At 65.5% G+C, this 15,290-nt stretch carries 10 protein-coding genes; 3 read left to right on the top strand and 7 right to left on the bottom strand.

Translation table 11 applies throughout. The features are described from left to right. Window positions 1–342: 342 nt before the first annotated feature. Window positions 343–3,582 carry an Rne/Rng family ribonuclease gene (locus GHT07_RS10345; protein ID WP_153584993.1) on the top strand — a complete coding sequence of 1,080 codons (3,240 nt, stop codon included), beginning with the start codon at window positions 343–345 and terminating at the stop codon, window positions 3,580–3,582. Between the two features lie 134 nt (window positions 3,583–3,716). Here GHT07_RS10345 and GHT07_RS10340 read toward each other — a convergent pair whose 3' ends face one another. From GHT07_RS10340 to hemC, 4 genes are read right to left on the bottom strand one after another with little or no spacing between them, the layout of a single operon-like run. Then, window positions 3,717–4,970 (bottom strand): heme biosynthesis protein HemY, encoded by a 1,254-nt coding sequence (locus tag GHT07_RS10340; protein WP_323740879.1) that lies wholly within the window; start codon window positions 4,968–4,970, stop codon window positions 3,717–3,719. A gap of 8 nt (window positions 4,971–4,978) precedes the next feature. After that, window positions 4,979–6,073 (bottom strand): uroporphyrinogen-III C-methyltransferase, encoded by a 1,095-nt coding sequence (locus GHT07_RS10335; RefSeq protein ID WP_153584992.1) that lies wholly within the window; start codon window positions 6,071–6,073, stop codon window positions 4,979–4,981. Beyond that, complete coding sequence (locus tag GHT07_RS10330) at window positions 6,070–6,837, bottom strand: uroporphyrinogen-III synthase (protein ID WP_323740878.1); 768 nt, start codon at window positions 6,835–6,837, stop codon at window positions 6,070–6,072. Before GHT07_RS10330 ends, GHT07_RS10335 begins: the two co-directional genes overlap by 4 nt. 13 nt (window positions 6,838–6,850) lie before the next feature. Beyond that, the gene (gene hemC, locus GHT07_RS10325) at window positions 6,851–7,753 is read right to left on the bottom strand and encodes a hydroxymethylbilane synthase (protein ID WP_153584990.1); all 903 of its coding nucleotides are present in this window, start codon (window positions 7,751–7,753) and stop codon (window positions 6,851–6,853) included. 87 nt (window positions 7,754–7,840) lie between these two features. Between hemC and ppc the strand changes: the two genes are divergently transcribed. Then, window positions 7,841–10,648: a phosphoenolpyruvate carboxylase gene (ppc, locus tag GHT07_RS10320; protein ID WP_153584989.1), complete on the top strand. Its 2,808-nt coding sequence runs from the start codon at window positions 7,841–7,843 to the stop codon at window positions 10,646–10,648. A 142-nt stretch (window positions 10,649–10,790) separates the two neighbouring features. Here the strand turns inward: ppc and GHT07_RS10315 are convergent, their stop codons facing one another. From GHT07_RS10315 to GHT07_RS10305, 3 genes are read right to left on the bottom strand one after another with little or no spacing between them, the layout of a single operon-like run. Beyond that, complete coding sequence (locus tag GHT07_RS10315; protein WP_153584988.1) at window positions 10,791–12,035, bottom strand: AI-2E family transporter; 1,245 nt, start codon at window positions 12,033–12,035, stop codon at window positions 10,791–10,793. After that, entirely contained in the window at window positions 12,032–12,766 is a 735-nt protein-coding gene (locus GHT07_RS10310) for a LytR/AlgR family response regulator transcription factor (RefSeq protein ID WP_153585133.1), read from the bottom strand. The genes GHT07_RS10315 and GHT07_RS10310 overlap by 4 nt, the downstream gene beginning before the upstream one ends. Beyond that, on the bottom strand, window positions 12,766–13,815 hold the full coding sequence (locus GHT07_RS10305; protein WP_228488279.1) for a sensor histidine kinase: 1,050 nt from the start codon (window positions 13,813–13,815) through the stop codon (window positions 12,766–12,768). The genes GHT07_RS10310 and GHT07_RS10305 overlap by 1 nt, the downstream gene beginning before the upstream one ends. Window positions 13,816–13,875: 60 nt before the next feature. Between GHT07_RS10305 and argH the strand changes: the two genes are divergently transcribed. Then, window positions 13,876–15,267, top strand: a complete 1,392-nt coding sequence (gene argH, locus GHT07_RS10300) for an argininosuccinate lyase (protein WP_153584986.1) — start codon at window positions 13,876–13,878, stop codon at window positions 15,265–15,267. The last annotated feature ends 23 nt before the right edge of the window (window positions 15,268–15,290 follow it).

The following is a 15,290-nucleotide window of genomic DNA, read 5'->3' as shown; positions in this document are numbered from 1 at the left end:
CCTCCAGCACCTTCTGGCGGACGGACAAAGCGAGACACACCCGTGCTAATGGCGCTCCTCATGATCTGCTGGCGATGGCTCAATGCCCCCGTCACAGTCTGGCTGTCGCCTGATATCTGCAAAACGCAGGTATCGCACACTGCGCCACTGATCGTGGCCAGACGCGCGCGCCGACGGCTCGCGCCACCTGCTGCGCCTCTCGCCCCACTCCCAGCCCTGTTGCCGCGCCCGCTCTCCTAGCAGGCGCCGCTATGCGGCCGTTCCGGTAATTTCATCGCGCCTGCCAGGCACCGTTGGCCCGTCAAAGGGCCCTGGTGTATTGGATTTAAAAGAAGGTGACGCATGAAACGCATGCTGATCAACGCGACGCAGGCTGAAGAACGCCGGCTCGCCATCGTCGATGGGCAAAAGCTCCTCGATTACGAAATTGAAATTGAAGGCCGCGAGCAGCGCAAGGGCAACATCTACAAAGCCGTTGTGACCCGCGTCGAGCCCTCGCTCGAAGCCTGCTTTGTGGACTATGGCGAAGACCGCCACGGCTTCCTGCCTTTCAAGGAAATCTCCCGCTCCTACTTCACCCCCGGTGTGTCCGTCTCGCAGGCGCGCATCAGCGACGTGATCAAGGAAGGCCAGGAACTGCTGGTCCAGGTCGAAAAAGAAGAACGCGGCAACAAGGGCGCAGCCCTGACTACGTTTGTGTCGCTGGCCGGCCGCTACGTGGTGCTCATGCCCAACAACCCGCGCGGCGGTGGCGTCAGCCGCCGCATCGAGGGCGAAGACCGCGCCGAGCTCAAAGAGAACATGGACCAGCTGGAATACCCCAACGGTATGTCCATCATTGCGCGCACCGCCGGCATCGGCCGCGCCGCACCTGAGCTCCAGTGGGACCTGAACTACCTGCTCAAGCTCTGGAACGCCATCGAAGGCGCGTCCAAGGGTGGCAAGGGCGCGATGCTGATCTATCAGGAATCTTCGCTCGTCATCCGCGCCATTCGTGATTACTTCAATCACGACATCGGCGACATCCTGATCGACACCGACGACATCTACGACCAGGCGCAGCAGTTCATGGCGCACGTCATGCCCGAGCATGCCGCCCGTGTGAAGCGCTACCGCGACGACGCACCGCTGTTCTCGCGCTTCCAGATCGAACACCAGATCGAATCGGCCTACGCGCGTGAAGTGAAGCTGCCTTCCGGCGGCGTGATCGTGATCGACCACACCGAAGCGCTCGTCTCCATCGACGTGAACTCGGCACGCGCCATCAAGGGCGGCGACATCGAAGAGACCGCCACCCGCACCAACCTCGAAGCCGCTGACGAAGTCGCGCGCCAGATGCGCCTGCGTGACTTGGGCGGCCTGATCGTCATCGACTTCATCGACATGGAAGAGTCGAAGAACCGCCGCGAAGTCGAAAACCGCCTGCGCGATGCGCTGCGGCAAGACCGCGCGCGCGTGCAGTTCGGCACGATCAGCAAGTTCGGCCTGATGGAAATGAGCCGACAGCGCCTGCGCCCGGCCCTGTCGGAAGGCGCGTCGATTCCTTGCCCGCGTTGCGGCGGCCACGGCCACATCCGCGACACGGAAAGCTCGGCGCTGCAGATCCTGCGGATCATCCAGGAAGAGTCCATGAAAGACGGCACCGCCGCCGTTCATGTGCAAGTGCCGGTGGATGTTGCTTCGTTCCTGTTGAACGAGAAGCGCGCGGAAATCGCCAAGATCGAACTGAAGCAGCGCCTGAACGTGATCATGGTGCCCAACAAGACGCTCGAAACGCCGAACTACCGGCTCGAGCGCCTGAAGCACGACGATCCGCGCCTGGACAACCTGCAGGCCAGCTACGCGATGGCAGAAGAAGTCGAAGACCCGACGGCCGTCACGCGCCGCTCGCACGAACGCACCAACAAGCAAGAGCCCGTCATCAAGGGCGTGCTGCCCGACGCACCCGCGCCGATTGCAGTGCCCAAGCCCGAAGTGGCCAAGCCCGAGCCGGTTGCTGCCAAGCCGCAAGCCGCTCGCGCACCCGCGCCAAAGCCCGCACCGGCACCTGCCGAGACAGGCTTCATGGGCTGGATCAAGAGCCTGTTCGGCGCATCCCCCGCGCCTGCACCCGCACCAGTTGTGCAAACACCTGCGGCAACAGAGGGCAAGCGGGAAGAACGCCGAGATGGCAACCGTGAAGGTGGCCGTGACGGCAACCGCCGCGGTGGCCGCGGTGGCAGCCGCGACGGCAACCGTGAAGGCGGCCAGCGCCGCGAGGGCAATCGCGAAGGCAACCGCGAAGGTGGCCGTGATGGCAACCGCGAAGGCAGCCAGCGCCGCGAGGGCGAGCCCCGGCGTGATCGCGCCGAAGCAGGCGAAGGCCCGCGCCGTGGCGGTGATCGCCAAGGCGGTGAGCGTCAAGGTGGTGATCGCCAGGATCGTGGCGAAGGCCGCGACAACCGCGAGCCGCGTGGCGACAACCGCAATGGCGACCGTCCGCCGCGCGAGCGCCGCGAATCCGACCAGCGTGCGCCGGTTGAAGGCGCGGCAGGCGCGCAGCAATCCAATGAAGGCGCCACTGGCGAGCAGCGCCAGGACCGCCCTGCGCGCGGTGACCGTCCGCGCGAGGCAAGCCGTGACGCGAGCCGGGATGGCAATCGCGAAGGAAGTCGAGAAGGAAGTCGCGACGGCAACCGCGACGGCAACCGCGACGGCAACCGCGACGGCAACCGCGACGGCGGCCGCCGCGAGCGTGGCGGCGAGCGTGGCGGCGAGCGCCGCAACGACCGTGGTCCGCGCGACCAGGCCGCCGCCAATGAGAGCGCGCAAGTCGCAGCACTCGCCGGCGCTGCAACGTCAGTGGGCGCGGTGAACGATGGCGGCCACCAGCAGGCGCCTGCCGCTGATCCGGTGCTCGAGTCGCATGCGCATCAAGACGCACAGCGCCCTGCCGCCGATGGCGAGCAGCCGCGTGAACGCCGTTCGCGCGACCGTTATGGCCGCGACCGCCGTGACCGCGCACCGCGTGAAGGCGAAGCGCCTCGTGAAGACGGCGCTGCACCGCAAGCGGCTGACGCGGGCGATGCTGCCCTGCAGGACCGCGATCGTCCGCGCTACCCGACGGGCTTCGCCAGTGACGACGCGCAGGCGTCCAACGACGAGCAGCGCCAGCCAGCACCCGCCATGCAAGCGGCCGCGCCTTCGATGGCGCCTTCGACGGCACCGGCACCGCAGTCCGACGCCGCGCAAGCCGCACCGGCATTCGTTGCCGAGCCCATCGCCGTGCGTGCTCCCGCGCCCGCAGCAGCCAAGGCCGCAGCGCCTGCCAATGGCCGCGCACCGCTGCCCAAGGTCACGAAGTTCGAGTTGCCCGTGAGCGACCTCGTGCAAGTGGCGCAAAGCTCGGGGCTTGAGTGGGTCAACTCCGACGCCGGCAAGATCGCAGCCGTCCAGGCCGCGATCGCTGCCGAGCCCAAGCCCGTGCATGTGCCCCGCGAGCGGCCGCCTGTTGTCGTCATTGACGAAGGTCCGCTGGTGCTGGTGGAGACAAAGCGCGACCTGCGCGAGATGAAGCTGCCCTTCGAGCAGGCAGGTAGCTGATGGCTGCGCCCTCTCCTGCTCTGGGAGAGGGTTGCGGTGATCTGGAGAGCCGGCGGTAGCAAAGCCGCTTGCCCCCACCCCTGCCCTCCCCCGGAGGGAGAGGGAGAAATTCAATGCTTCTGCCGCGCGGGCGCCTAGTCCGTCGCGGCGCGCTTCCAGGCTTTGGCGGCAGTCTCCGAGTCGCCGCGCTCTTCAGCCAGTTCGGCCAGCGCACGCCACGCTTTGCGATGCAGCCGGATGTCCTGCAAGGCCAGCGCCGCCTGGCTCAGGTGCTGCTGCGCCTTGCCCCAGAGCTGGCGCTTCATGCAAGCCATGCCTGCCAGGTATTGCAGCGTCGCATCGCGCGGGTTGGCCTTTTGGGCTGCCTCGATTCGCGCCAGCCATGCACTGTCGAGGCTGTCCATGCCGGCCTCAAGCGCCAGCACGAGCTTGACCTTGATCGAATCGCCCAGCTCGGCTTGTTGGTCCCACACGGGTGCCAGCCACTCGCGGGCCACCTGCGCATCACCGCCCAGCGCCGAGAGCTTTTGCGCTGCATGCACCGCCAGTTCCGGCATCAGCCGCTCGGACGGCTCCAGTGAATTCCAGGCGCGCTGCAACTGCGCCACATCATGCGCAGCGTTCAGCAAGTCGATAGCGAGGCCGCGCACCAGGCTTTGCGCCGCGCCTGCCGAAAACGCCCGGTGCTTGGCGAGCAAACGGGCCGTCTCCATCGCGTCGGCCGTGCGGCGCGCAAGGCGCGCTGCCTTCAGCTTGGTGCGCAATGCCAGCGTGCGGCGTGCCGCGCCCTGCGGCAAGCCCTGCAGCCACGTCATCGCGGCCTCGGGCTCCTGGTCCTGCAGGGCCCAGCGGGCTGCGCGCATCAAGGCGCCTTCATGCACTTCCTGCGCATCGCGCGCCGAAGCCTGCGAAAGCGCCTGCTTCAAATGATCTTCACGACCCGGCCGGTCTTGCAGCGATTGCGCGCTTTCAGCCGCCAGCAAATGCGCCAGCGTGCGCACCTGCGGCGCATTGGCGACGCGCTGGCCGCTGGTGTCGAGCGAACGCTCCTGCACCAGCACGGCCTCAGCCGACTTGCGCGCGCGGATGAACCGCCCTGCGAGCATGTGCGACCAGCCATCGAGCAGCGAGCCATACATCGCCCGTTCCTTTTGCTGCGTGCGCCAGCGCAGCGCCTGCCGGGGCAAGTCGAACAACGCTGACATCGCGCCCAGCACCGCATGCAAAAACACGAATGCGCCGACCAGCAGCAGCAACACCAGGTTGAGCGACAGGTCCACGCGGTAGGGTGGCCAGTAGAGCGTGACAGTGCCCTGGTTGTTGCCCGCAAACAGGGCAATGGCCACCGCGATGGCAAAGAGGGCCAGAAGCCACAGGGCTGCGCGCACGGCTTTGCTTACCTTCCGGCCGCAGCGGTGTTGATCACGGCCAGCGACTCATCGATACGCGGCAACGCCACCGCCTGCAATTGCGTCTGCACCTGCTGCAGCTGCGTCGCCACCAGTTGCGTCTTGCGTGACGCGGGGTCGAAATACTTGTTCACGGCCAGCAGGGCGGCCGACACATCGGCACGCGCCGCATCGCTTTGGCGCGACAGCAACGCCAACCGCGCGTTGAGCAGCCGCAACTTGAGGTTCTCACGCAGGAAGAACAGCTGCTCGGGTGCCAGCAGCACAGCCTCGGGCTGGTCGATGCGGCTCACGCGCAGCAGGCCGCGTGCTTCATCGCGTATGTCGTCCACGAGCTTGACCCACCACTGCACGCTGATGGGTGTCGATGCCGGCTTGCGAGCGGAGGCGGCGGTTGCAGCCGCACCGGCTTTCGGCACGGCATTGGACGCCGGCAGTTCATCGGCCAGCCGCGCCAGCTCGTCGAGCCGCGCAAGGATGCCGGGCACGTCAGTCGTCGTGGCGGTCTTGATGCGGTCCAGGTCGCGCGTGACGGCGGCGCGCACGCGCGACAGGCGCGGCTGGCCCGCACGCTCGAGCCGCTGGTCAGCCACGCGCAACGCCGAGAGCAATGGCTCGACACTGCCCGTCGATTGCGCCTGCTGCTGCGCAAGGCGCAATGCGGATTCGATGTCGACCAGCATGTTCTCGTCTCGCGAGCGCGACATGCTCTGCACCAGCTCTTCGATCTGCGAGCGCTGCATCGCCACTTCGCTGAGTTTGGTCTCGGCGATGGCCTGCCGCGCCGCAGTGTCCCGCGCGATTTCCTGGGCCTGCTTGGCCAGGGCGCGCGCTTCGATGGCATTGGTGCCTGAGTCCTGGCTTTGCCTGGCCAGCTGCTCCTGGATGGTCGAGAGCTTTTGCCACAGCGTGAAACTGCCCGCCAGTGCGAGTGCGGCGACGATCATGAACAGGTAGAGCACACCACGCGGCACCGCGCCAGATGAAGATGGCGCAGGTAGAACGGCTGCCGCAGGTGGGGCAACGTCCAGGGTTTTCACTTCGGTGCGGGCGGCGGCTTCGTCCGCAGGCTCTTGCGTCATCGAAACGATTTTAGGGCCGCGACTACAGCGTCCACGGTCGGCCGTGACACGCAAACAACACCAAAGCCAGCATCCTGCGCAGCGGCTGCAATGCGTGCATGTGTGGCGATAGCGCGCGCTTGCTTCCAGCTCTGCAAAGGCAGAAGTTGGCGCAGGTTGGCAATGGCCTGCGAGCTGCTGAACAGCCAGCAATCGGCTGCCAGTGCGGCAGCGCTCGCCTGCTCTGCGGGTGTCCATGCGGGTGTGCCGCGCTGGTAGGCGATCACTGTTGTGACGACGGCATCCGCGCCAGCCAATTGCTGCTCCAGCCAGTCGCGCCCCTGGTTTTGAGGCTGGCCCGCCTCTGCGCCACGCACGATCTGCACACGATCACCGGACGATACCTGCGAGGCGACTTGCGCCCACAGCGTTTCGGAGTCGAACTGCTTCGCGTCTGCTGACGGCGCGTCGATCGCATCGCTTGCGACGCCCGCATCGCGAAGCGCCTTCAACGTGCCCGGCCCCGTGGCCCAGGCACGCGTGCCCGGCGGCCAATGCGCTGCGTTCGCGTTGGCGTGTGCGAAGAAGTGGCGCACGGCATTGCTGCTCACAAACATCACCGCGCGCACGCCGGGCAATGCTGCCCACGCCTGCGCCACGCTCGTGGTATCAGCGGCTGGCAGTATTTCGATGAGAGGCAGCGCCTGTGCCTGCACGCCGCGCTGCACCAGCTGCGCGACCCATTGATCGGCCTCCTGGCGGGGCCGCGTCACGATCAGCCGCACAGCAACTTCCTGCTCAGCGCGCGCCCGCAGCGCGCAGCCGCGCGGCGACTTCGGTACCCAGCGCTGCCGCAGCTTCGAGGTCAGCCACCGAGCCGGCGGACTGCGCGCGCAGCAGCGTTGCATCGCCTTCCGGGTCGCCCCAGGCTGCACGCAACTGCAGGTATTCGCCAGCAAACACCGCATGCGCAGCGAGCGGCATCGAGCAACTGCCGCCCATGGCACGGCTGACAGCGCGCTCGGCGGCCACGCACAGCCAAGTGGTCTGGTGAGCGAGTGGCGCGAACAGCTCCAGCAAGTCAGCGCGGTCAGACCGCACTTCAATGCCAAGCGCGCCTTGCCCGGCGGCAGGCAGCATCACTTCAGGCTCGAACACTTCACGAATCCGCTCACCGAGGCCCAGGCGCTTCAGGCCCGCGGCGGCAAGAATGATCCCGTCGTACAAACCTTCATCGAGCTTGCGCAGGCGCGTGTCGAGGTTGCCGCGCAAGGGCTCGATCTTCAGGTCAGGCCGCAGCGCGCGAAGCAGCACGACGCGGCGCAGGCTGGACGTTCCGACCACGGCGCCTTGCGGCAAGTCGGCCAACGCAGCGTACTTGTTGGAAACGAAGGCATCGCGCGGGTCTTCGCGCTCCATCACGCAGGCAAGGGCGAAGCCTTCGGGCAGGTCCATCGGCACGTCTTTGAGCGAGTGCACGGCGATGTCGGCGTGGCCTTCTTCGATGGCCACTTCAAGTTCCTTGACGAACAGGCCCTTGCCGCCGACTTTTGACAGCGAGCGATCAAGAATCTGGTCGCCCTTGGTGGTCATGCCCAGAAGCTCCACGCCATGCCCCCGCTGCACAAGGAGTGACTTGACGTGTTCGGCCTGCCACAGGGCCAGGCGGCTTTCGCGTGTAGCGATGACCAGCTTGCTCAATCCTGTCACCTGTCTGTAATGCTAAAAGGAGCGTCGATGCTAGCATGCAGACTGCTCAAAAACTAAGCACAACGAGATCGCCACCCCATGCCGCCCAGCCCGGAATCCCCCTCGCGCCGCGCCCGTGACAATGAGCGCCCCCTGGTTGAAGACATCCGCCTGCTCGGCCGCATCCTGGGCGATGTGATCCGCGAGCAGGAAGGCGTTGAGGCCTACGAGCTGGTCGAGCGCGTGCGCAAGCTCTCCGTGGCTTTCCGGCGCGACGCCGACCATGAAGCCGACAAGGCACTCAAGAGCCTGCTGAAGTCGCTGTCGAGCGACGCCACGGTGAGCGTGATTCGCGCGTTCACTTACTTCAGCCACTTGGCCAACCTCGCGGAAGACCGCCACCACATCCGCCGCCGCATCGTGCATGAACGCGCGGGCGACACGCAGGAAGGCAGCATCGAGGTCGCCCTGGCGCGCTTGCGTTGGGCAGGCATCAACGCCAAGACGGTTTCGCAAACACTCGCCCACAGCTACGTCTCGCCCGTGCTCACCGCGCACCCGACGGAAGTGCAGCGCAAGAGCATCCTCGATGCAGAACGCGCCATCGCCAACCTGCTGGTAGCCCGCGACGAAATCAAGTCGCATGCGATGCCGAAAGACATGCTTGCGCCGCGGGAGCTTGCCGCCAATGAAGTGCAGATTCGCGCCCGCGTGCTGCAGCTGTGGCAAACGCGCTTGCTGCGGTTTACCAAGCTCACCGTTGCCGATGAAATCGAGAACGCGCTGAGCTACTACGAAGCCACGTTCCTGCGCGAGATCCCCAAGCTCTACGCAGAGCTGGAACACGAGCTGGGCAGCCACCCCGTCGCCACGTTCCTTCGCATGGGTCAGTGGATTGGTGGCGACCGCGACGGCAACCCCAACGTCACCGCCGAAACGCTCGACTACGCGCTGCGCCGGCAAAGCGAAGTGGCGCTGCGCCACTATCTGACAGAGGTGCATTACCTGGGCGGTGAACTGTCGCTCTCGGCGATGCTCGTTGGCGTCACGCCCGAGATGCGCGCACTGGCCGAAAGCTCACCCGACCAGAGCGAGCACCGCATGGACGAGCCGTATCGCCGCGCACTCACCGGCATCTACTCGCGGCTGGCCGCCACGCTGCGCGAACTCACGGGCGGCACAGCTGCCCGCCACGCCGTCGCGCCGCAAAACCCCTACCTGCGCGCGGAAGACTTTTTGGCGGACCTGCGCATCATCGAAGCGTCGCTGCTTGCCCACCATGCAGCTGCGCTCGTTGCGCAACGCCTGCATCCGCTGATCCGCGCTGTCGAAGTGTTCGGATTTTTCCTCGCGACGGTGGACTTGCGCCAGAGCTCCGACAAGCATGAAGAAGTGGTGGCTGAATTGCTCGCCACAGCGCGTGTGGAGCCCAACTACTCGAAGCTCGCTGAAGCCGCCAAGCGTGAGTTGCTGATGAAACTGCTGTGCGACGCGCGGCCGCTGCGCGTGATGGGCGCGACGTATTCGCCGTGGGCACAAAGCGAGATCGCGATCTTCGAAACTGCACGCGTGATGCGCGAGCGTTTCGGCGCGCAGGCGATTCGCCACTACATCATCAGCCACACCGAGACGGTGAGCGACCTGCTCGAAGTGCTGCTGCTGCAAAAAGAAGTCGGCCTGATGGCAGGCACGCTGGACGACAAAGCGATGGCGCAGCTGATCGTCGTGCCGCTGTTCGAAACCATCGAAGACCTGCGCAATGCCGCGCCGATCATGCGAGAGTTCTACGCGTTGCCCGGCATTGCCAAGCTGGTGCAGCGCTCAGGCAGCGAGCAGGACATCATGCTGGGCTACAGCGACAGCAACAAGGACGGCGGCATCTTCACCAGCAACTGGGAGCTGTATCGCGCCGAGATTGCGCTCGTCGATCTGTTCGACCAGCTCGCGAACAGCCACAACATCCAGCTGCGCATGTTCCATGGACGCGGCGGCACGGTCGGCCGCGGCGGCGGGCCCAGCTACCAGGCCATCCTGGCACAGCCACCGGGCACAGTGCGCGGGCAGATTCGCCTGACCGAGCAAGGCGAGGTGATCGGCTCGAAATACGCCAACCCGGAAATCGGCAGACGCAACCTTGAAACGCTTGTAGCGGCCACGCTTGAAGCCACGCTGCTGCAGCCAACCAAGCCAGCGCCGCGCACCTTCCTGCAAACGGCAGATGCGCTTTCCAGCGCGAGCATGGCTGCGTATCGCGCGCTGGTGTACGAAACGCCCGGCTTCACCGAATACTTTTTCGGCTCTACGCCGATCCGCGAAATTGCGGAGCTGAACATCGGCTCGCGGCCCGCGTCCCGCAAGTCGTCGATGCGCATCGAAGACTTGCGCGCGATTCCGTGGAGCTTCAGTTGGGGGCAGTGCCGGCTGACGCTGCCGGGCTGGTATGGCTTTGGCACGGCGGTGCAGCAGTTCCTCGGCGACGACAAGGCGCAGACGCGAAAAGCAAACACGGCGCTATTGCAGAAGATGTATCGCAACTGGCCGTTCTTTCGCGCGTTGCTGTCGAACATGGACATGGTGCTCGCCAAAAGCGACCTCGCGCTCGCCTCACGCTACGCCGCGCTCGTTGCCGATGCGCGTTTGCGCAAGCGCATCTTCGCGATGATCGAAGCAGAGTGGCATCTCACCGTCGAGGCGCTGCAACTGATCACCGGCGAACGCAGCCGGCTTGCGACGAACCCGTCGCTGCAACGCTCGATCAGGCACCGGTTTCCGTATATCGATCCGCTGCATCACTTGCAGGTGGAACTGGTGCGCAGGCACCGCGAAGGATCGCTCGATGATCGCGCGCGGCGCGGGATTCATTTGTCGATCAACGGGATCGCCGCGGCGCTGAGAAACACCGGCTGATTGCCTTGCTCCCTCCCCCCCTGGGGGAGGGCTGGGGTGGGGGCAGGCGGCGGCTGATACGGTCACAACCGCTGCGCGACCACAACCACCGGGAGTGCCCCCACCCCTACCCTCCCCCGGAGGGGGAGGGAGCAAGGCGTCATCAAGTCCCCAGCAGCTCACCAATCGGCTTGAGGTCATCCACCCGGTCGCACACCGCCTTCACGATCATCATAATCGGGATGCCGAGCAGCAGGCCCCACACGCCCCACAGCCAGCCCCAGCCGAGCACGCCAATGAACACTGCCACGGGGTTCATGCGGCTCGCCTTGCTCGTGAGCCACGGCACGATCAGGTTGCCGACGATGGTGTGAATCACCAGCGATGCACCCGCCACATAGAGCGCCGAATTGACTTCGCCGAACTGCATGAACGCAATGAGCGCAGCAGCGCCCGTCACAATGATCGCGCCGATGTACGGCACGAAGTTCAGCAGCCCGCTCGCCAGCCCCCACACGACCGACTGATTCATGCCCAGCGCCCAGAAAGCCAGGCCCGTCGCAATGCCGACGACCACGCTCAAGAGCAGCTGCACGATGAGGTAGCGCTGGATCTGCAGCGTGATCTCGTCCAGCGCCTGCACCGTGATGCGCTTGTTGGTCAGGCTGGGGCCTGTGATCTTCACCAGCTTGCGCCGGAACGTGTCGCCCGACAGCAGCAGGAAGTACGTCAGGAAAACGACGATCACGACCTGGCCCAGGAAGCTCACCAGCCCCATCGTGCCCGTCCAGAGGTAGTCGCGAATGTTGAAGTGGGGCTTTTCGATCTGCACGCGCTGCACGCCGCGGGTCACCGGCGTGGGGCCAGTTTCTGCCGCAGCCCGTTCCAGCTGCGCGGCGGCCTTCTGCACGGTGTCGAGCGACGCTGTGTTGGTGCCCGAACGCGAGCGCATGGCATCACGCAGCTTGCTGGCAGCCGTCGGCAGCGAACTCACGAGCTGGCTCGCATCGTCGCTGAATGAATAGATCGACGCACCTGTGCCACCCAGGATGCCTATCAGCAGGACTGCCGCACTCACGGCGCGCGGAATCCTCCAGCGCTGCATCATGTCGACCAGCGGCGTGAGCGCGTAGCTCATCATGAAGCCGATCATCACCGGAATGAAGAAGTCGCTCGCCCAGCGCAGCATCGCAATCACCAGCAACGCAGCGAGCAACGCCAGTGTCGCGCTGCGCACATGCACGGGCATGCGCAGCAACACGTGCGATGGGTCGTCAGGGTCGTGGGCCATCGGCGGTCCCGCGGGCTTGGCGGTCTGCGCGGGCGATGGCGCTGGCGACGGCACCGGGAGTGAGGCTGCCACCGGCGCGAGCGCCGGTTCGGGGGTGGGTACTGCGTTGTCTGTCATGGTGCGGCCAATGCTTCACGCACGGCGCTGAGTTGTCGCCGGGAGACGGCCAGAAGTTCTTCAACGCCATTGAGCCGCAAGGCCCAGCCTTCGCCCTCTTCGGGGTCGTAGTGTTTTTCAAGCGCGCGGATAGCACGGCGAGCGACCAGCGCGTTGCGATGCACCCGCAGGAACTGGGCGGCGTGCCGCTCTTCCAGCTCGCTCAGTGACGCATCGAGGATGTAGCTGCGCGTAGCCGTGCGCACCGTCACGTATTTGAGTTCGGCCTTGAAGTACAGCACCTCGACCAGCGGCACCCGCTCGGTGCGGCCACGGTCCTGGATGAGCAGCACTTCAGGCGCGTCATGAGAGGCCGCACCACTGGAGGCAACCGCGCGCTCGACTTTCTGCAATGCGATCTGCAAGCGCTCGAGCCGCACGGGCTTGGTGAGGTAGTCGACGGCTTCCAGCTCGAAAGCCGCAACCGCATGCTCTGCGTGCGCCGTCACAAAAACAATGGCAGGTGGCTGCTCCAGTGCACGCAAGGCCTGGGCCAGCGCCAGGCCATCGGCGCCGGGCATGTGCACATCGAGCAGCACGGCATCGAACTGGCCGCGCCGCAGCAGATCCATCGCCTGCGCCGCATTGCCGGCTTCTGCCTTCACCACGGCGGGTGGCGCCAGGCAGCCGGAAATCATGTTGCGCAGGCGTGAGCGCGCGAGCGGCTCGTCATCAACGAGCAGCACCTGCATCATGCTGGCACCTCCATGCGAACCTGGTACATCCCGTCTTTCAAAACAGCCTGGAACTGGCCCTGCACATCGTGCAACAGGCGAAGCCGGTCTTGCACATTGCGCTGCGCAACACCATGCCCGCGCACGCCCTGCCCACCGGGCACGGTGTTGGTGACCTTGATCACCACCGTGCCGCCGCGCCGCTGCGTGCTGACTTTCACCTGCGCTCCCTCCGCACTCGGCTCCACGCCGTGCTTGACGGCATTCTCGACGAGCGGCTGCAGCATCAGTGGTGGGACACGGGCGCTTCCCGCCGTAGGATCGAGCGCCCATTCGAGCTGCAGTCGGTCGCCAAAGCGCACCTGCTCGATCTCCAGGTAGCGGCGGGCCAGCGCGATTTCTTCAGACAGCGTGACCGAGTCGCCGGGGTTTGCCTCCAGCGCATGGCGAAAGAGCTCGCTCAAATCTTCGAGCACAGCTTCCGCCTTGGCGGGTTCTTCCCGCACGAGGGCAATGGCCGTGTTGAGCGTGTTGAACAAAAAGTGCGGGCGGATGCGCGCCTGCAACTCGGACAAGCGCGCCGCCGCATCCGCAGGCATGCGCGTCTTGGCCCGCAGCACGAGCCCGGCGACAAGCGCCGCAGCCAGCAACGCGCCCGTGAACGCTGCGCCTACCCACGGAATGCTCGGCCCGTAGCCGCCCAGCGCCAGCAACCCGCAACCGTAGAGGCCAGCCAGCGCACCCAGGCCAACGCCAAAGGCCTGCTGGCCCCAGTGCGGCAGGCGCGCGATCAATTGCTTCAGGCTGCATGCCACGATCAGCCAGGCCAGCACAGAGGGCAACACCGCCGCCGTGAGCACCGCCACGCGAATCAGCCAGTCGCCGATGCTGGCGGCCGCGTAGATGGCGCCGACGGCCATCACGGTTTCAACGAACACCACGGCGCGCAGGATCACGCCGACATGGCAGGCATCAAACACGAGCGCGCGGCGCGCTGTCCCGGCCACCGGCTCAAGCGGCGCGGGGGCTGTTTCCTGCAAGGTCGATAAAATTTGCGAATCCATCAAACGAATGCGGTGCCCTCGAAGCCCGATTATTGGTGATCCATTCCCCGAACCGGTCTTTCCATGAATCAACTCGACAAGAAATCCGAAGCCTGGTCCGCGCTCTTTTCCGAACCCATGAGCGACCTGGTCAAACGGTACACGGCCAGCGTCTTCTTCGACAAGCGCCTGTGGAAAGCCGACATTGAAGGCTCGCTGGCCCACGCCAGCATGCTCGCCGCGCAAAAAATCATCGGCGACAGCGATCTTGCCGCGATTCGTCAGGGCATGGCGCAAATCACGCAAGAAATCGAATCCGGCCAGTTCGAGTGGAAGCTCGATCTCGAAGACGTCCACCTGAACATCGAAGCTCGCCTGACGCAACTCGTGGGCGATGCCGGCAAGCGCCTGCACACGGGCCGCAGCCGCAACGACCAGGTCGCCACCGACGTGCGCCTGTGGCTGCGCGGTGAAATCGACCTGATCGCCGTGCTGCTGGTGGACTTGCAAAAGTCGCTGCTCGCCCTGGCCGAAAAGAATGTGGATGTGATCCTGCCCGGCTTCACGCACCTGCAAGTCGCGCAGCCCGTGAGCTTTGGTCACCATATGCTCGCCTACGTCGAAATGTTTGCGCGCGACGCCGACCGCATGGCCGACGTGCGCAAGCGCATGAACCGCCTGCCGCTTGGCGCTGCTGCGCTGGCGGGCACGAGCTACCCGCTCGACCGGGAATCCGTCGCGAAGGCACTGGGCATGGACGGCATCTGCGAGAACTCGCTCGACGCCGTGAGCGACCGCGACTTCGCCATCGAGTTCACGTCGGCAGCGGCGATTGCCATGGTGCACATCAGCCGCCTCTCGGAAGAACTCGTCATCTGGATGAGCCAGAACTTCAGCTTCATCCAGATTGCCGACCGCTTCACGACCGGCTCGTCGATCATGCCGCAGAAGAAAAACCCGGACGTCGCCGAACTCGCACGCGGCAAGTCGGGCCGCGTGGTGGGCCATCTGGTGGGCCTGATCACGTTGATGAAGGGTCAGCCGCTGGCCTACAACAAGGACAACCAGGAAGACAAAGAGCCGCTGTTCGACACCGTCGATACGCTCAAAGACACGCTGCGCATCTTCGCGGACATGATGGGCGGCATCACCGTGCGGCCCGAGGCGATGGAAAAGGCCGCTCTGCGCGGCTATGCCACAGCGACTGACCTGGCGGACTACCTGGTGAAGAAGGGCCTGCCCTTCCGCGATGCGCATGAAATCGTGGCGCATGCCGTGAAGGAAGCGACTTCGCACAACTGCGACTTGTCCGAGCTGCCGCTGGCCGTGTTGCAGAAGTTCAATGCCGCGATCGACAAGGATGTGTACGACGTGCTGTCGCTGCGCGGCTCGTTGAATGCGCGCAATGTCACTGGCGGGACGGCGCCTGCACAAGTGCGCTTGCAACTGGCAAAGCATCACGCGCGGCTGGCCTGATTTCGGCTACGCTCCCACCGACT

This window comes from Caenimonas koreensis DSM 17982 (assembly GCF_009646335.1).
Taxonomy (GTDB): domain Bacteria; phylum Pseudomonadota; class Gammaproteobacteria; order Burkholderiales; family Burkholderiaceae_C; genus Ramlibacter; species Ramlibacter koreensis.
This window is presented reverse-complemented; position numbering and strand designations above follow the sequence as displayed.

Coding starts and splice junctions, on each gene's coding strand:
- GHT07_RS10345 (WP_153584993.1), top strand. CDS start 343: ATGAAACGCATGCTGATCAACGCGACGCAGGCTGAAGAACGCCGGCTC.
- GHT07_RS10335 (WP_153584992.1), bottom strand. CDS start 6,073: ATGACGCAAGAGCCTGCGGACGAAGCCGCCGCCCGCACCGAAGTGAAA.
- ppc (WP_153584989.1), top strand. CDS start 7,841: ATGCCGCCCAGCCCGGAATCCCCCTCGCGCCGCGCCCGTGACAATGAG.
- GHT07_RS10315 (WP_153584988.1), bottom strand. CDS start 12,035: ATGACAGACAACGCAGTACCCACCCCCGAACCGGCGCTCGCGCCGGTG.
- GHT07_RS10310 (WP_153585133.1), bottom strand. CDS start 12,766: ATGCAGGTGCTGCTCGTTGATGACGAGCCGCTCGCGCGCTCACGCCTG.
- argH (WP_153584986.1), top strand. CDS start 13,876: ATGAATCAACTCGACAAGAAATCCGAAGCCTGGTCCGCGCTCTTTTCC.